Source organism: Phaeodactylibacter xiamenensis, assembly GCF_000759025.1.
Classification (GTDB): Bacteria; Bacteroidota; Bacteroidia; order Chitinophagales; family Saprospiraceae; genus Phaeodactylibacter; species Phaeodactylibacter xiamenensis.
Genome location: NZ_JPOS01000035.1, coordinates 18,136 through 37,564, shown reverse-complemented (window position 1 = coordinate 37,564; position 19,429 = coordinate 18,136). Strand labels below are relative to the sequence as shown.

Genomic DNA, 19,429 nt, shown 5'->3' with positions numbered 1-19,429 from the left:
TGTATAAAAAGAGACCTGCCAGTAGGCTGTCAGAGCGTACTGGCAGGCCATTAGCTTTGATTAATCCTGAATAATCATCTTTCTGGTTGCCACCTGTCCATTCACCTGCAAACGGTAATAGAGCACTCCGGCAGCAGGGAGTTCATCCCGCTCCAACCGAATCTCATTGTAGCCTGCTGCATAATCCCCATCATAGGTCTTCAGCAAGCGGCCATTAAGATCGAATATATGTAAGGCAGCTTCACCTGCTTCGGGCAGATCGAAACCAATGACGGTTCCCTGCCGGAATGGGTTAGGACGGTTTTGGTACAGACGGAACGGAGCCGTTGAGCTTGAGCTTTCGCCCTGTGCAAAGTTCAGGCTGACGTCCAGCAATCGTCCGTCCCGGCTATAGGCCTCTGCCAGTGTGACACTGGAGTTGACCTCAAGCACCTCGCTTAGTGCGGCGTTTGCGTTGCCTGCAACGTCGAAGACCAGGGTAAACAGTACGGGGCCACCGGCCGTGCCACCATTTGCCATCAGCTCCTCGTCGTACCAGCTGGCGGTAATCAGACCCCAGTCTGCATCATAAAGACCAAGGCTATTTTCCTGAGCCAGGCCATACTCTACCTCTGCCAGCACCAGCACATCGGTATCAAAGTTCATGGAGAACTGATAGCCGTACACGGGCTCATCCTGAGGCGCACGCACCGGCACCCGGATTTGGGCTCCCGGTTTCAGCTGCTGCTCCCCGGTTTCCAGTTGGAATGCACCACGGAAACTCCGCTCATCGATTCCGGTAAACAGGGTCGTCGTCGCACTATTGTTTACATCTCCAACCTTGATGGCTACGAAGTCATTGGACATCACATCATCATCCAGGTTATTAATAGAAATACTTTCGGGGAACAGAGAGAACCATGGGTTCGTTGGTACAGGGAATACAAACTCCCGGTCTACAAACCTCCAGCTCGTATTGCCGGCGAACTCCTGGATTTCACCCAGAATCAGTTTTTGAATCTGAATCATATCCAGAGTCGTAATAGAATTGGTCCTGTTGACGTCCGCAGCAATCATCTTGTACGGGCTACCCAGTGATGAGATCCCCAGCAAGTGCTGCTGTATGATGATCAAATCAAAAGTTGACACCCCATTGCGGTGCTCATCATTCCTGGACGGCGTCACCGTATAGTCGTAGCCCATTGGCAGATCCACAAATTCGTATGTACCCGTTGAGTTAGTCATCATCGAAATGCTCATCTGCCCACTCAGCGAAACTTCTACCGCTTCCACAGCATCGTCATTCTCTCTGGAGATGAGGCCAGCCATCATCGGGTCCGGTTGTGTGGTGTTACAGAAGCCTTCAGGATCCGTGATCAGCACATACGTTTCGCAGAAGTCCCAGTTCGGGCCGCCAACGCTGCCATCCGGTTGTACGGCATTCGGATTGAATGCACTGTCGTAGAAGTAGACCTCAATAGGCACATTACCGACGTCATCACAGGTGAAGTAGATCGAGGTTTGGTTGAAGTTTGGCGTCTCCCCTACCAGGTTCACGGAGAAAGCGATAGTATCATCACTACAGTCCGATTCGCTGATGTGGAAGTCGTTTGCCCAAATTCCTGCACCGTAGGCATCGATCTCGCCATCACCATCAATATCGGTGTTTGGCGGCAGCTCCTGCAGGCTAAAGGTGATGCCATTCAGGCAAGTCAGCGTTGGCGGTGCACAATCGATTACTTCAAATGGGAGTATCGCAAAATCTGTATTCCCGCCACAACCGTCTGAGACCGTTACTCGGAATTCGTGAGAACCAATTGGATACTCCCCACCAATCACATAGTTGGGATAAGAACCGGTGAGTTGGCTGGTCACGTTGAAGTCTATCGTACCATTGGCGCCCGCATCCAACTGAACTGTAATATCGAGGTTGTCAGGGTCGCAGTTCTCAACAATCGTGAATGGGAACTGTACCGTTGCGTTACAAGTCACCTGATTAATACTGCAGAATTCCTGAGGGCCGGCAAAGCTGATCTCCGGCGCTTCTTCATCTTTCACCTCAATTATCTGAGTATACTGCCAGTAACCCACTGACGAAACCGTACGCCAATAGCCCGCAGGGTTGGTCTGCCCATCGCAGGACGTCCCCTTCACGCCAAAGGCAGGGTTACTGTTGCCTGGGTTATTGTCGCGGTCGATGTACGTTATACCCGGGGTACGAACCACCCAGACATCTTCATCTCCGGGCGTGGCATCGCAATCTTCATTGCGGCCGACCACGAACGGTCCGGAAATACCGTCCCACTCGCACATATTCTGTACCCGGTAGCGGCGGAAGATTTTGTAGCATGAAGCATCATTACCACCCGCATTCGGGTAGAAGTATTCATCAAAGACACTTACCGAGAGCATATCGCAGCCCTGCCCATTGACCAGGATCGTATCCGGCGACGGCACCCCACAGTTGGAGATCTCGTCTTTCGGGAACTTGATCGTGTAGTTGTACTCTTCTGTAACCGTGATAACCTGCTGGCAGGTGTTAGTAGACTGATTACCCGCATTATCAAATGCTGTGAACGTACGCGTAATGGTACCAAAGCCACAGGCATCGAGCGTGGATTCCGGTGTGAATTCATTCACTGTAGCGACTCCGCAATCATCCATTGCAGTAGCGACTCCAAACAAGGCCTCCAGTGCCTGAGGGCTTTCTGGTTCGAAACCAGCCGGGATATCCGCACAGCTGATCGTAGTGCTCGCTGGCGCAACGCAGAATGGATTGATCTTATCCTCAATCATTACTTCCAGCCAGCAAATATTCTGATTGCCATAGATGTCTGTCACGCGGAGCTCAATGGTTACCATGCTGCCGGCATCACAGCAGGAGAAATCGACAAAATTACCCCAGTCGGAATAATAGTCCGTAACATCACTGCAATCGTTAGGGTCAAGCTCGTACAAGCGCCGTACTTCAAGGGTGGCAATTTCGCAGTTGTCACTGCTGCCCTCGTCGATATCCGTAGCAAATACCCGTGCTGCGCCATTACCGCCCAGTGAGATATTCAGGTCATCGTCGCAAACCGCTGAAGGTGCAATATTGTCTTCGATGCAGAACGGTGCGTCTATAATGGTAAAGTTGTTGCAATCGTCTGTCACTTTATAACGGAAGACATGGCAGCCTATCGGGATACCCGTTATGAAACGGTTGTCATCCGGCCCGATTGAAGCAAACACCGTTTGTACGGTATCGTAACCAATCAACTGGCCATACTGATTGTAGTTGGGTACAACTTCCTCAACGAGGATGTCTGTATCAATCTCGAAGCTGGAGCAGTTGTCTGTGACGTCTGGCTCTGGCACCACGATAGCTGCGGTACAATCGAAAGTACCCGTAGAGTACACGAGTGGATCAAGCTCACCATCACCATCAGTGTCTACGTTCGGAGCTGTAACCTCAGGCCCTTCCTCATCACCAATCTTAATCAGCTGAGTGAAGGTGGTAACGTTGTCGCCACCATCCGGGCACCAGTCAATAATTGTCCACTCCCGCACGAATTTGATCGTGCCGTCACACACCTGAATAGGCGGGCCATCCTCAAAGGTGGCGCCAAGGTCGCAAAGCGCGCCATCAAAGAAGTAATCATTATAGTAACCGTCAATCATTGGGGAACCGGTAACATCTGCCGTTGGGTTGCCCGTTATCGGATCGGCATTGAATGGCTGATCACAGGAGACCACCGGTGCAGGGTCCGGCTGCATAATATCACTGAATGACAGGTTGCGGAAGTTAATTTCCTGCACACAAGTCGTGGAGTTGCCTGCCGGGTCAGTCACTGTAAAGGTACGGTTGATGCGCTGCCCTTCACAACTTGGCAGCCCCATTACCATCTCATCGGTAAAGGTAATGGTGTTGTAGTCCACGCAGTTGTCCAGGACAATTGGCTGCCCAAGATCGGCAAGGCTGGATTCAGCATCCATCACAAAGTCAAAATCGTTGCAAACCAGGTCTACTTCCTGCGTAGGGCAGACAATCGTTGGTGCTGTTACATCCGTTACCCAGATATTCCCCCAGCACAACAGGCCACAGTACGGGTCAATGACTTCTGCAATCAGCAGCTGACCAACCTCGTTTCCTGTAATCGTATTCCCTATAGACACACCGCTCTCATTGATCAAATTCACCTGCAAAGAGCCCATGCAATCCGGGGTACCCTCCAGAACCATATCTGGCGTGACCAATATTTCACAGCTGGTACCAAAAGTTACGTTAACCTGATCGTTGCAGCCATAAGAAGTAATGTCTGTAAGCTCAATGGTCACTGTAGCGGATGTTGCCGGGCACATGCCCATCCCTCCTACTGTATAAACAAAGTCATAGCTGCCTTCCGGTACCCCTGCAAAGTCAACGTTGGTTGGATCGAGCAGGCTGACACCAGCGCCATCCACATCCTGCCAGAAGCCACCCGGGCTTGGTGTGCCCGCCAGTGCTCCAAACAGGTCGTAGTTGATCTCATCCGGGGTACAGGACAGGCACAGCTGCTGCATCGTACCGATACCGGCTGACAGGTCGTTGCAGTTGTTTAGCGTAATCGTTGCCGGGTCGTGGTCATCCTCATCCGTTGCGGCTATGCCACTGCCCGGTGCACCGGTACCATTTCCATTGATGGCATCATCGGCAGCGGAATTGGGTGCGCCACCTGCATCGTTTGACGGGTTGTTGTCGTAGAAGGAATCCGCATCCGTCGGGGGTGTATTCGTGGAATCATTATCATCATCAGCCGCGCTGATCTCAGCATAATTGGTAATTGCGGCCCCAATGTAATTATCATCAATTTCAAAATCAATGGTGACCGTTTCTGTACCACCAAGTGCGGCAATTGGGCCGGGTATGGTATAGGTTGCCTGATTACCATTCTGTGCCCAGTCCGCGTCTGTAAGGTTCAATCCGGATGGGATGTAATCTGTGATTTCGACGTTGTAGGCCGGGAAGTCTCCCTGATTGGTAATGGTGATACTGTAAGTGACAGGGTCACCCAGGCTGAATGGCCCCACCGTACCGACAACCTTGGTCAGTGCCAGGTCGAAGGCCGCTTCCGGGGTCTGATCAACTACCAGTGAAGCACCATCGTAATCATCCTCATTGGCACCGGCAGCACCGTTATTGGGTGTGGAATCTCCGTCGCCCAGACCAATTGGGTTGACTGCACTTAGGATTTCTGCGAAGTTTTGGATGCTGGTACCATCAAATTCCGGATCAATCACAAAGTCAATGGTGACCATAGTGGTTTGTCCGGCCGAAAGGGTGAATATTGGTGTATTCAACGTCGCAATGCCGTTGTCTTCAGACCAGTCCGGGTCAATCAGCGTCAATCCGTCCGGAATAAAGTCCTGAATCTCGACAAACTGAGCAGCTATGCTGCCCTGATTGCTGATGTTGATGTTGAAGGTCACGTTGTCGCCCGGCTCAAACGGCCCAACACTAGCCAGGGTCTTGATCAGAGCCAGGTCGAAGTTTTGCTGCGTGACGGTAAGCGAAGCACTGTCGATATCATCCTCACCTGAACCGGCGAAGCCATTATTTGGCGTAGAATCAATATCCTGAATGCCCTGAGCATTGGTCGCTGAGTGAATTTCAGCGTAGTTGACTATGCTCGCACCCTGGAAGTTCTGGTTGACCACAAAATCCACGGTTACCGAAGCCGAGTTACCAGGCGCCAGAGAGGAAATGGGGCTATTCAGCACCACTGTTCCCCCTTGCTGAGACCAGTCCATATCAGCCGGGATCAAACCGGCAGCTATGTAGTCTTTAATGACGATATTCTGAGCCGTGATGTCCCCTTCATTCGTCACCGTAATAACGAACCTCACGAGGTTGCCAGGCTGATAAGGGCCGGGCGTAGCATTCACATCAATAGCCTTTTCAAGCGACAAGTCAAATACCGGGTCATCTTCCTGAGAGACGTTGATGAAAGCCCCGTCGAAGTCATCCTCATTATTGCCGGAGCTACCGTTGCCTGGTGTGGAGTCGACATCCGTAAAGCCTCCGGTATTGCTGGCCGAACCTATTTCTGCGAAGTTGGTAATACCAGTGCCAGTGAAACTTCCGGAAACAGTAAAGGTGATATTTCGGGTCGCTGAGGCACCGGCAGGCAGGCTGGCAATAGGCACATCAAGCTGTGCATAAGAACCAATCTGTGACCAGTCATTGTCTGCCAGCACAAGTCCAAGTGGAATGTAATCCCGGATTTGTACGTTTTGGGCGTTGATATCCCCCTCGTTCAACACAGTAATGCTAAAGGTTACCGTACTGCCCGGCAGGAATGGCCCGGGTGTAAGGCTGGTATTGAGGTTTTTCGTTAATGCCAGGTCAAACTCCTGAACGCTGCTGATGACGTTGATAATCGCGTTGTCGTAATCATCCTCACCGGAGCCGGCAGCGCCGTTAGCCGGTGTGGAGTCGGCGTCACCTATACCAAGGTCATTGGTAAAGGCGCCGATTTCTGCATTATTATTAATAATTGAACCGGTGAAGGCTGTAGATACTGTAAAGGAGATGTCTACAGAAGCAGACTGCCCGGGAGCAAGGTTCGTAATGGCGTTGTTGAAAATAGCCGTGGAACCATTCTGCGTCCAGTCGTTATCTGCCAGTACCAGCCCAAGTGGCATATAGTCGCGCAGCTGAATGGTCTGCGCTGTCATACTGCCCTGATTAATCACAGTGATGGTGAAAGTGACGGGGCTGCCCGGCATAAACGGACCAGGGGTCAGGCTGGTATTGACTGACTTGGAAAGCGCCAGGTCGAAGTTTTGTTGCAGAACGGAGATGGTCGCGCCATCGTAGTCGTCCTCATTGCTTCCCATGCTACCGTTGCCCGGTGTAGAGTCCTGGTCATCGATTCCTAAAGTATTGAAAGCACTGCCTACTTCTGCGAAGTTGGTCAGAGAAGTCCCTGCAAAGGAGGCATTAATTTCAAAGTCCACACTCAGCGTGGTGGTGGCGCCCGGTGCAAGGCTGGCAATAGGCACGTTCAGCTCTGCCACTGAACCCACTGCTGTCCAGTCCGGGTCGATAAGAGTAAGGCCGGACGGGATGTACTCCCGAAGCTGAATATTCTGAGCTGTAATGCTACCCTGATTGGCCACAGAAATATTAAAGGTAACCGCATCGCCTGGCTCAAACGGGCCAGGGGTTACACTACTGTTGAGGGATTTGCTGAGCGCCAGGTCAAAAGTCTGTTGCTGCAGGCTGATGACCGCGCCATCATAATCATCCTCGTTTGGCGCATTGGCACCGTTGCCGGGGGTGGAGTCGGAGTCCTGTGCACCGGCATTATTAGTAGCGCCGGCAATCTCAGCGTAGTTAATTATCGTCGCCCCTGTGAATGAAGCAATAATCGCCATATCGATATCCACGGTTACAGAAGCACCGGGAGCAAGACTGGATATGTTATTGTTTAGGGAAGCAACGCCGCCGTTGTTGGTCCAGTCCGGATCGATAACGACCAGCCCTTGCGGAACGTAGTCAACGACTTCGATATTCTGAGCCGTCAGGTCGCCTTCGTTGGTAATCTCGATACGGAAAGTAACCGGTGAGCCCGGAGACAGGTTGCTGCTGCCCAGTACTGTTTTCTCCAGAGCCAGGTCAAAGTTCTGCAGGCAGCTAACTGTAATATCAACAGCATCATCGTCATCCTGATCATGGCTGCCATCTGCCGGGTGAGAATCCACATCAGGTTGCGGGGTGCTGTCGCCGGCAATTTCAGCACAGTTGGTCAGCACTTCGCCACAGTCTACATCCGCATCAATCTGGAAGGTAATTGGCACAGAAACCGAGGCGCCCGGAACCAGACTTGCAATAGGCGTTTTCAGGCGCAGAATATTGCCCTGAACCGGCTCCCAGTCATTATCCGCCAGTGTCATGTGGTTGAAAGGATAATAATCATACAGTTGAATATCTGTACCGGTAATATTACCCTGATTGATCACATTAAGGTTATAGGTCACGTACTGCCCGGCTTCAAATGGGCCAGCAGTCACTACTGTTTTAGTCAGCGCCAGATCGTAATTCTGCACCACTGTAATCAGAGCGTTATCCTGATCATCTTCTGCACTGACACCATTATTAGGTGTGGAATCATCGTCCGGCAGCTGTGAGCTATTGGACGCAGTTTGTATCTCAGCAACGTTATTGATCGATGTACCCGTAAAGTGGTCATCAATCGTAAAGGTAATATTCACACTAACGCTGCCATCTACCGGGATACTCGAAATCGGAGTATTCAGAGTGGCTATACCGTTATTAAAAGTCCAGTTGGCATCGTTTGGTACCAGGCTCGATGGATAAGTATCTTTAATTTGAACGCCTGTTGCTTCAAGAGAACCGGTATTCTCCACTGTAATAGTATAAGTAACCTGATCGCCAGGCTCGTAAGGGCCAGGTGTCAGGGAAGAATTCACGGATTTATTGAGTTCGAGGTCGAAGTTTTCGGCTTCTCCGCCAACTTCTAATGCCGCGCTGTCCGTGTCATCTTCGCCGTTGCCTATTCCATTAAATGGTGTGGAATCCGTATCCCACATGCCCATGGCATTAGAAGCCGCAGCGATTTCCGCATTATTGACAATGGCGCCCTCAGGTGCACCTGCGTCAATCATAAAGGTAATGGTACGGGTAACCGATTCACCCGGCGCTATCGTTGGAATGGGCTGTGCCAGTGTAGCCGAGCTCATCATTGACATCCAGGTATTGCTGGTCAGGGTCAGGAAGTTGGGTACATAATCGACTATCTGCACGCCAGTAGCAGCCAGGTTACCTTCATTGGTGACGGTAATATCGAATGCGACGGTCTGGCCTGGCAGGAATGGGCCTGGGTTCACCTCCTCATTGATTTGCTTGATCAGAGAGAGGTCGAATACCGGCATGGGCTGTTCCACAGGAACAACCGCCGTATCATCATCGTCTTCCTGCGTACTGCCATTTGCAGGCGTGGAGTCTCCGTCAGGATGGACGTTCATGTCGTCATAAGAAGCAATTTCACCATAGTTGATGATGCTTACGCCGCTGAAGTTATTGTTAATCCGGAAGGTCACCTCTACGGTTTCTGTTGCGCCCGGCATTACAAGGGGGATAGGTGCAACCAGATTCGCGCGTGAAGGCGTCACCATTTCCCAATCCGAGTCTTCCAGTGTCAGGCCATTGGGGACCTGCTCGTTGATTTGGACGCTCGTTGCCATAATGGAGCCCTGATTGGTCACCTCAAATTCAAAGGTTACCAGGTCGCCAGGCTCGTAGGGGCCATAGCTGACCACATTTTTATGCAGAGCAAGGTCAAAGGACGGCTGTATGACAAGCAATACTTCGTCCTGATCATCTTCCTCCGGGTTGTTGTTATCCGGAGAGGAATCCTGATCATCCGTCCATGGGAAGTTATAGAAGCTCAGTACTTCTGCAGAGTTCACGATGGAACTGCCAGTGAAAAATGGATCAATAGTAAAGGTGACCTGTACTGTTGCGGATTGTCCGGGCTCTATCTCCACAATTTCTTCTTTGAGAACTGCCACGCCGTTATCGGTTTCCCAGTCCGTATCGTTCAGGATAAGCCCATTGGGAGTGTAGTCCTGTACGACCACATTTTCTGCCAGCAGGATACCTTCATTCTTTACTGTAATTTCGAAAGTCACATCCTGGCCGGGTTCGAAAGGCCCGTTACCCACGACTCTTTTGTCCAGGCTGAGGTCAAAAATCAAGACCGGATTTACGGATATCTCTACGGTACTGTAGTCATCCTCGTTATCATCGTTCCCGTTGATAAAGTCAGGTGTGGAATCAGCATCGGTATAATTCATAGCATTGTTGACCTGAGCAATCTCCGCAGCGTTGACAATGGTTTCTCCGGTAAAGGCATTATCAATGCGGTAGGTTACGCTCATGGTCACCGAATCGCCAGGTGCCAGATTAGGCAACTGAAAGAGGTTGCCGGACACATGGTACTGCCCGCCGTCTTCCATATTGAGCCCGGCGGGAGCATAATCAACAACCCTGAGGAAGGTAGTGCTGAGCATACCTTCATTGTAAACGGTAATATTATATTTCACCAGCTGGCCCGGTGTAAACGGAGGAGGCGTCAGCACGGTATCCAGTTCTTTCTTCAGAGACAAGTCAAAGAGGACTTCCTGGAAGCCGGCATCAAGCGAAGCATTCATCACTCCGGCTTCACCCGTGGAGTAGGCGATATAAGGTAGCCCATCGGGTATACCTCCTGGCATATTGTCAGATAACACTTCAGGATCGGGATTAGAATCATGCAAAGAAGAACCGCCCAACTTGCCGGTTGCTGCATAGGTTTTTCCGCTGGCTACGACAAACTGATTCTCAGGGTTATTCGCATCATTTCCGAATACGATGTAGTATTGGGTTTGAGGCAGCACCTGAGTTTCCAGCAACCAGTTTTCGCCCTGTGTACCGTGCTTTGTAAAGTGATAATGCCCATCCGCACCCGAAGTAGTGGTGGCCAGCAGGGTGCCGCTGCCATCATAAAGGCTGATTGGCATAGCCTTGACAGGCACTTCGCAGGCATCCTGCACCCCATTCGCATTCTTATCAGCCCAAACATAATCGCCAAGCTGAATGGGTGCCGGGCGGCAAATGCAGAACATAAAGTCACTCACACCTACCATCTGAGGGGCAGGGTTTTGTGGGCTTTGTGCCCCTGTTTCCAGACGAACGACTACAGAATCTACTTTCTCCGCAAAATACACCCATAAGTTACCACTGGGATCCGATGCGCCAAGCATCATACCCTGTGACTCATATTCGTTGGCGTTTAGGAGAGCTACCTGATTGCTATACAGACCGGAATACGGCGTGATATCGTTTAGGGAAAGGGGTACTTCTGTACCATGCAGGAAGCCATGAACGCTTACCTTATCCTGATAAGCCCCTTCCAGCTGATCAATGCCCAGCACAGAGAAGCTCAAATCATCTACCGGAATACCGAATGTAAAACTGCTCTGTACGTACTGTCCGGCAACCTCAGCATCCATACCCAGTGCCCAGAACCCACGGGTCCCTCCCAGTGGAGACAGGTCACTGTCAACCATAAATCCGGCCGGGGTAGCCACACCTGCAGGGTCTTCGTTAACGACATCCAGTATAGACCCTCCGATAGTGTGGGGCATCGGGTTGACGTTATTGTCTCCAAACTGATGCCAATCCATAATACGGGCGCACTGTGGCGCAATGGGCACAGGGTCTTCGCACCACTGTATTTTGCCCAGGCCAATCATCTGCAGGCCCGGATCGTCTACCGCAGCCCCCATCGCCGAGAAGTTGATCGCCACCTGGTCAACGGGGTCGGTAAAGTGTACGGTAACGTTGCCTGAGGTTGAGGCATCACTCACAGTGGTGGTGCCTTCAAAGATGCCATCGCCAAGCTGATTGACATGAACCCCTACAAAGGTGTCGTCCATATTCATACCCACCGGCACACCAGACAGAGAACCCTGAATAGCGACCCGGTCAATTGCATTACCGGTAATGTCAATATCTAATACCTGAAAAACCAGGCGCTGTACGGGGCGGTCAAAAGAAAAGACAACGCCCACGTCTCTGGGATCATTTCCATCATGACTGTCAGCGTCCATCTCCAGAGAATAGAAGACTTCCTCTCCACCCAGCATTTCATGAATGACACGGTGGGTGTAGGGGGTGCCATCTGCCGAAGCAATCGCACAGGATATTTCATCCCCGCCTATTGTTTTGGAATAAGGCGGCAGTGGGAATGGGTTTGCCCCATCTGCATAATCTGCCCAGTCCAGAATATTAAAGTTTTCAATACAAATATTACCGTAGTTGTCCGGGTTCTCACAATCCTCCTCGACAACCTGTGGAGTAAACCCTGCCAGGATAGTACAGTCCCCGGGCTGAGCAAAGCGCACATCCGAGACATTATCTTCACCAACCATGGAAAAACCTACTCCCTGAAGGTTTTGAGCAGTGAACTCAATGCGGTAATCTTCCTCTGCATTTAGATTCGGGATTGCCCAAACTCCATCTGCATTGGAAAAAGCAGTACCTGCCAGTTCGCCATTACAATCATAGGCTTCTACCTTGACGTTAGGCAGGCCCGGTTCGGCACCGAACGTGCCGTTGTAGTCCAGATCTTCCCACACCAGGCCGCCAATTTCATCCGGCTCACCGGTGCATGGAGGCGTACAGGCAATAGCTGACACCTCATCAAGAACCTGACATCCTGAGCCATCGCTAAGCATAACCGGATAGCCTGACCCAGGTGCCGATAATGTAAAACCGCTCAGCTCGCCGTTTCCATTCGTGGCACCAATAGCGTAGGTCTGCGTTTGACCGGCTACCGTGATGTCCAATTCGTTTCCACCTATACCCTCCCAGGAAAAGAGCACTGTCACATCGAAAGTATTACCCCCATTCTGAAACGTACAGTTTACCTCAACATCATCGATGGAAAGGGCACACTGATTTTGGGCCAGAGCAGAAAAAGAAAAGAAAGAACCCAGCAATAGTACCGGCAGGACCTTGAGGTTAATAACGTGGGCTAAATGGTTCACTACATTGAAGTGGGTGTAGCTATGTCTCATGCGATTAAAATTTGAATACTCTGATAATGAAGCTGGCTGAAGCATTCAACCACCTTTGTACGGGCTTTGATGTCGCGAAAGCAGTTACTCAGCGCCGTAAAGGTGCGTTTGGCTACATCCAGTTGCAGGGTCACAGTGCTTGTACAACTACTTACATCAAAATCTGCGCCAATTTTTTATTGAGACGCAAGATGGTGCAAAGGAGTACAAAATATTTAGTTTGCTCATCGCACTGCGACAACCATACGCTGGAAACTTAATGAGATTTGTAAAGGGCGTTAGGCGCGAGCCGGGGCTCACATCTAAAGTTTTGTTTAAATAGAGAATATCCTGCTCGGGGCAGGGGGGTATTCTATCCGATTGTAGGTTACGGAACCGGCACAGGACTTACCGGTTTAGTTGTCACAAAAATAGGTAAATATTTAAAACCCTGCCACTTTTGACTGGCTAAATGTGCAGCTTATTGTCCTTTCACCATCAATCAAAACATATTGTTATTTATTGAATATCAAAACTTTAGATAAAAACCGGGCAAACCCAAGCTCTATTGGGCTGCCCGGCGAAGGTGAAATTGTTCACCAAAAACCGTTTCTTAAGAAGTGTAGAGTGGCGATTGCCCTCATTCAGGGAAGAAGCGCCTTCAGGCATTCTTCTCTGAACAGGGCCACTTCACCATCCTTTCTCCTTTGTATCAGACCCGCCTTAGGCAGGTTCCGCTTCTTTAGGAAAGTGAGAATTATGCACAATACCCTGAAACTATACCAATCCGGGTATTTAATTTTTCGTCGTTTGACAATAAGTTAAGTTTTTGGGAAGAGCCGGCAGGTGGATCAGATACAAGATAATGCCGGAACCGGAAAAGCTGCCTGGGGCGTTGACGCAGGGAGGACAAAAGCCCCCTTGCTTAACTGGCTCAGGCGGTCACGAATTGCGCTGATTTGTGAACACAAAACGCATTAACAACAGTAAATATACTTTATTTTTTTATGCTTATCCGGCAGCAATTTGATTTTGACCTGTATTTTTTTCAAGTTTCGTAAATTTGTGACACGTGAAAAGGAATTTATTAGGATTTATCGCTATCTTTAATTCTTAAGAGTTTTCCTTTGTCCGGAAGACTCAAAACACAAAAATAACACTTGCCAGAGGCAAGCCCAAACAAACTTACAGTCCATTAAGCTTCCTTATAGACTTACTGCAGAACAGGATCTTTTCCAGAGACTGATCTCCCGGTTGTACTGTTTTCAATTACGATAAACAATCCACTGTTTTTTCTCCCAGACCGTTGCCAACCCTGCCCCCTGCAAAGCCAAGGCGCAGCGTAGAACCTTTAATTCATTTGAGTGCGTGACAAAAAAGCGGGGCATCTATTATGCCGCCATTTTCCGGAGGCGGATTTTGCGTTCTGAGCCAACGACAAACTGGACAAAATCCTCCATGTCGCCATTTAATTTTACAGCTCTTAGATCCATCACTTTTTGGGCACTGTCGCTGCTCCACCGCATGCCGCTCTGCTCCATACGCTCTTTGACCAAATGCCCACAAGTGGACTCTGCCATAGCTGAGCTTATGGGGTATCCCTTCTTGATAAAAGCCAGATAGTCCATCTTATGCTGATGGTTGGTAAAATAGGTAATGGCTTTGTTCAGCTGTTGGCTTTTACTTTTGGATAATTTTGTCTTATCCCGGATAGCCACTAAATCATCAATGACTTTTTGCGTTTTGCTGTTGAGCAAGTCCGTGAGCATATCCCTGACCCAAGGCGTGCGCAGCTTGGACTGCTCGCCAAAAACCGCAGTCGCGGCTGCCCAAACATATTCCAGCACATGGATAATATCCAGGATAATGCCATCAAAGGCATCTTCCAAACCGTATTTTTTGACCGCTCCCAAGACTTTGTCCTCTAGCCCGATGCCTGCGTCAATAGGGACAACGAAGCGGCTGTCTGTATGGCTAATCCGGTTTTTGATGTCCTGTATCCCATAGTCCACCGCCTTGTCCTGGCCTGCTAAAAATGCCCTGCGGTGGATATTTTCGTGCCAGCCATTCTTTTTTGAGCGCTGCTCTTGTTTTGGTTTTTTCTTTATCTTTTGAGGCTCGTTTTCCACTCCCATCAAAGCATCGGCAATGGCTTTGACACTACGTTGCTTAGGCTTAAAGCTGGAAGTTACTGAAACAGTTGCCATCTGCTTTGTCCCTGGTTTCTCCCCTTTGCCCAAGCGGGCTTTGGGGTTGCCCGAGCGGGCTTTGGGCTTTCTTACCTTCGGTACGCCCTTGCCGTCAAAAGAGGCGCTGAAGCACACCGCTTCAGGTTCTGCCTTAGCCGGGCGGGCCTCATAATAGGCTTCCACGTATTGGCCCAAATTAAGAGTGTTGCGCACCGAGGACTCCCAGCGCAAATCCAAATTCAGCAGCTTGTTAAACAGGTGCACGCTTTCACGGAAATCATTCTCTGATGCACTTTCGCCCACTAATTCCTGGATATTGTAAGACCAATAGCTCCCTCGGGGCAACTGCAGGTGCTCATCCAGTTTATATACAACCCCTTTGTCACTGGCCCAGTGGCTCGGGCGCTGTATGGATAAGGGCCCAAACAAACTTAAATAGCGCCGCGCCTTCTTGCCCTTGCTTTGGCAAGCTGCTTGATTGTCCACGTCGAATTCATAACTCTTGCACTGTTTTAGCTTCCCGGCTATGATGTACCGGAGCAGCAGCAGCCCGATGCTCAGCAATTCGCTCAGCAAGCCTTTTTCAATGTCATGCATGGCATCCGAAGATTCGACGTATCCATCGCTAAGGCACACTAATTCTTCAAACTTCTGATTTAATCGCTGGGTAAGTTGCTGTTTTTCCATAACTTCATCCGGGAGGTTTGGCTGTCGTTAATTGTTTTGTGTCAAACTCAATTTACGACTTATTGGCTCAACCTCCCTTTTTTACCCATCCCCGCTTTTTTGTCACGCACTCTAATCCATTTGGGCAAATACATTACAAATTTGCTTATTTTTAGGGGTATTTTCAGCCGTATAGTTTTGGCATTTAGCTGGCATCGGCTATTTAATCCAAAAAATATGCCATGACACTTCTTGAAATTCTATTCTGGTTATTCCTGTTTATTGTTTTTTACACCTACGTAGGCTACTGCATTTTGCTATACTTCCTTGTAAAGGTGAGGCGTTTGCTGGGGCTGCACCACCCCTACGAAGGCAATGCTGATTATGAGCCGGAGGTAACGCTTTTTGTAGCGGCCTATAACGAGAAGGACTATGTGGACGCCAAAGTCCGCAACTCCAAATCCCTCAATTATCCACAGGAAAAAGTAAGCCACATGTGGGTCACGGATGGCTCGGACGATGGCACGCCCGACATGCTTCAGCAATACGAAGGAGTCGAAGTCCACCACAACCCGGCCCGCAACGGCAAAATTGCCGCCATGAACCGGGGCATGCAGTTTGTCAAAACCCCCATTGTCATTTTTTCGGATGCGAATACGGACCTCGGCGAGGACTCTATTCAGGAAATTGTCCGCCTGTTCCGCAACCCCAAGGTGGGATGTGTATCGGGCGAAAAGCGGATTCGTTCCAGGGATGCAGATGCTGCTGCCGGAGCCGGCGAGGGCATTTACTGGAAGTACGAGTCTACGCTCAAAAAATGGGATGCCGAGCTGTACTCTGTGGTCGGTGCCGCCGGAGAACTATTCGCCATTCGTACAGCGCTTTGGCAAGAGGTGGAGAAAGACACCCTCCTCGACGACTTCATCATTTCCCTGCGGGTAGCCATGCAGGGCTACACCATTCAGTATAATCCCAATGCCTACGCTATTGAGACGGCTTCTGCCAATGTCAAGGAGGAACTCAAGCGCAAGGTCCGGATCTCAGCGGGCGGCATTCAGTCGGTCATCCGCCTATGGCCGCTGCTGAATATTTTCAAATATGGAAGATTGTCCTTCCAGTATATTTCTCACCGGGTCCTACGGTGGACGCTTACGCCTTTGTTGTTGCTGCTGTTGATTCCGATCAACCTGGCACTCGCACTGCAGGAAGGGTTGTTTGATTTTGGTTTGTACAGCCTGCTCTTCTGGGGGCAGGTCCTCTTTTACGCAGCAGCGCTGCTGGGCTGGTTCCTGGAAAACCGCAAGCTCAAAGTGAAGGTCCTCTTTGTGCCCTACTACTTTTTCATCATGAACCTTCCGGTATTTCTCGGCCTGCGCCGTTACCTCAAAGGTCAGCAAAGTGTAAACTGGGAGAGGGCCGTGCGCGGTGCCTGATCAACTTTTCCCGTTGGCAAGCGTAATTGCAAAGGGTGGTTACTCGTTTTGGATAAGGTGGATCGCCTCATAAATTACGCGAATCTATGAATACGGTTTTTCTATACTTACTCTTGCTGTTTTCGAATGCGCCTGCACTGGAAGCCCACGACTTTCATGTCAGCAAATGCCTGATGGAATACGATGCTGAGGCACAGTCGCTGCAAATGAGTATGCATATTTTCCTGGATGACCTGGAGCTGGCGCTGGAGCAACGGGGGCACGACGATCTGTTCCTCTGCACCCCAAGGGAGGCCGTTGAAGCCGAGCAACACCTCGAAGCCTACCTGCGCGAGCACTTCAAGCTAATCGTCAATGGTAAGCCACAGGACTACAAATTCTGGGGCAAGGAAATCTCCGATGATCTCTCAGCCGTTTGGTGCTATATGGAATTGGAAAACCTGGAAAAGCTGGAGTCCCTGCAGTTGACCTACCGTGTGCTCTTCGATACCTACCGCGACCAGAAGAACCTGGCCAGCATCGTCCTCCCCGGACAGGAACCGGGCATGCTGTTTTTTCAGGTTGGGGATGAGACTAAGGGGATTTGATGGCTGATTTGGAAAAGAAAACTAAGGTTGCTGTAACCGGGACAGGTCCAAAGTAAACCCAGGCATCACTCCTCTACCGGTCGAATCAGCCCCTCCTGAACGGTTAATGCCAACATCTCTTTTTGGAAAGAGAATGCAGATGCATTGAAAGTGATCCGGTCTTTCTGGATGACCTTCACGCAGTGGGGTAGCTTCGCAGGCAAAAGGGCTAAAAACAATATTGAACAAGTGGTTAAAAAGCATTAAATTACAATGAAAATCATTGTTTATGGACTTGATAATATCTGAAAAGACCTTAAAAGCTGCAGAAATATCAGCAGATGAGCTATTAGTAGAAATAGCCGTTCATCTGTATGATACAGAGAGGTTGTCGATAGGGCAAGCAAAAAACCTGGTAAACATGGATCATATTTCGTTTCAACGTGAGTTAGCAAAAAGGAATATATACATAAAATATGATGAAAACGACCTAGATACTGACTTAGAAAATCTGAAAGCTTTCCATCAAAAGAAAGCTTCTTAGCCTGAGCCTAAAATCAACCAGATGATAATAGTCAGCGATACCTCTGTGATTACAAACCTCAAACAGATCGGATATTTAGAAATCCTGGAAAAGTTATTCAAAAGAGTTATAGTTCCTCAAAAAGTAAGTGAAGAGCTTCTGAGAATAGAGGGTAGAGACCAATTATTTGAAGAAAACAGCTGGCTTGAAGTAAGAGAAACTTTGAACAAGCCACTTTATGAAAAATTACTAAAGAGAGTTGATCCGGGAGAGGCTGAATCGATTGCATTGGCCTTGGAAAACAAGGCAGATTTGCTGCTAATTGACGAGAGAAAGGGTAGAAAGGTAGCCGAAGAGTATGGTTTGACTATAACTGGTTTGGTTGGAATTCTAATAGATGCCAAATCGAAAAACTATGTCAATGATATCAAACCAATCTTAGATAAACTAATCTATGACATTGGATTTAGGATAAGTCCAAAACTATATCAGAAAGTTTTGATAATGGTAAATGAGTAAGCTTCTCAATCGGTAGCAAAGTGCAGCCGAATATACCCTGCCCCCCAGGCATTGCATCTACATAGCCAGCCATCCCTACAGACGACAAACAATTCCCTAAAAAATCATGCCTCCACCGGGCGAATCAGCCCCTCCTGAACGGTTGAGGCCACCAAAACACCCTCCTGATTAAAAATACTGCCCCGCGTAAAGCCCCTGGCGTTAGAACCACTTGGGCTGTCGATGGCATAGAGCAGCCATTCATCGGCCCGGAAGGGACGGTGGAACCACATGGCGTGGTCCAGGCTGGCCATTTGAATTTTGGTTTTCGACACCTGATCACCGTGGGGCAACAGGGCGGTAGTCAGCAGATTGTAATCAGAAGCGTAAGCCAGTACCGCCTGATGTGCCGTAACCTGATCAGGCATCGCCCCCTTCGACTTCATCCATACGTGGCGAATGGGCTGCTGCTTGCCACTTAGCATGGGGTGCACCCGCTCCACGGGCCGGAATTCAATGGGATGGGAAATTTCCAGGAATTTACGGATCCCCTCCGGCAACCGGTCACCCATCTGCTCTAAAAGGTCGTCCCAGTTCATCAGTGCATCCGGGGGCTGTACATTGGGCATGCTGATTTGGTGGTCAAACCCTTCCTGCTGCTTTTGAAAAGAGGCCGACATGTTAAAAATCGCCCGCCCTTTCTGAATGGCTTTGATACGCCGGGTAGTAAAGCTGCCCCCGTCACGGATGCGGTCCACTTCAAAAATGATCGGCTGTGCCACATCGCCCGGCAGAATAAAATAAGCGTGGAGAGAATGTACAAACCGGTCTTCCGGCACCGTGCGGATAGCCGACTGCAAAGCCTGCGCCAGTACCTGTCCGCCGAATACCCGCTTGCTGCCGATACTGGCACTTTGCCCACGGAAAATATGCGCTTCGATGGGTTCCAGGTCGAGCAGTTGAAGGAGGGCTTGGATGTCTTTCATATCA

8 protein-coding genes are annotated in these 19,429 nt (G+C 49.8%); 4 read left to right on the top strand and 4 right to left on the bottom strand.

The window, feature by feature from the left end:
* Nucleotides 1-60: 60 nt before the first annotated feature.
* Nucleotides 61-12,585: a DUF7507 domain-containing protein gene (locus IX84_RS13765; protein ID WP_044221749.1), complete on the bottom strand. Its 12,525-nt coding sequence runs from the start codon at nt 12,583-12,585 to the stop codon at nt 61-63.
* Between the two features lie 1,370 nt (nt 12,586-13,955).
* A complete protein-coding gene (locus IX84_RS13760; RefSeq protein WP_044221746.1) occupies nt 13,956-15,440 on the bottom strand; it encodes an ISKra4 family transposase in 1,485 nt (494 codons plus the stop codon).
* Nucleotides 15,441-15,661: 221 nt separating this feature from the next.
* Here IX84_RS13760 and IX84_RS13755 point away from each other — a divergent pair, with 221 nt between their 5' ends.
* Together IX84_RS13755 and IX84_RS13750 are read left to right on the top strand one after the other, a co-directional pair.
* Nucleotides 15,662-16,852 (top strand): glycosyltransferase family 2 protein, encoded by a 1,191-nt coding sequence (locus IX84_RS13755; protein WP_044221743.1) that lies wholly within the window; start codon nt 15,662-15,664, stop codon nt 16,850-16,852.
* An 86-nt stretch (nt 16,853-16,938) separates the two neighbouring features.
* Nucleotides 16,939-17,439, top strand: coding sequence for a DUF6702 family protein (locus IX84_RS13750; RefSeq protein ID WP_044221740.1), 501 nt, complete (start codon nt 16,939-16,941; stop codon nt 17,437-17,439).
* 65 nt (nt 17,440-17,504) lie between these two features.
* Here IX84_RS13750 and IX84_RS33350 read toward each other — a convergent pair whose 3' ends face one another.
* Entirely contained in the window at nt 17,505-17,642 is a 138-nt protein-coding gene (locus tag IX84_RS33350) for a hypothetical protein (protein WP_160213768.1), read from the bottom strand.
* Nucleotides 17,643-17,707: 65 nt separating this feature from the next.
* Here IX84_RS33350 and IX84_RS13745 point away from each other — a divergent pair, with 65 nt between their 5' ends.
* The gene (locus IX84_RS13745; RefSeq protein WP_044221737.1) at nt 17,708-17,962 is read left to right on the top strand and encodes a UPF0175 family protein; all 255 of its coding nucleotides are present in this window, start codon (nt 17,708-17,710) and stop codon (nt 17,960-17,962) included.
* Nucleotides 17,963-17,983: 21 nt separating this feature from the next.
* Nucleotides 17,984-18,460, top strand: coding sequence for a DUF3368 domain-containing protein (locus IX84_RS13740; RefSeq protein WP_044221735.1), 477 nt, complete (start codon nt 17,984-17,986; stop codon nt 18,458-18,460).
* A gap of 104 nt (nt 18,461-18,564) precedes the next feature.
* Here the strand turns inward: IX84_RS13740 and tesB are convergent, their stop codons facing one another.
* Nucleotides 18,565-19,425: an acyl-CoA thioesterase II gene (gene tesB, locus IX84_RS13735; protein WP_044221732.1), complete on the bottom strand. Its 861-nt coding sequence runs from the start codon at nt 19,423-19,425 to the stop codon at nt 18,565-18,567.
* Nucleotides 19,426-19,429 lie beyond the last annotated feature (4 nt).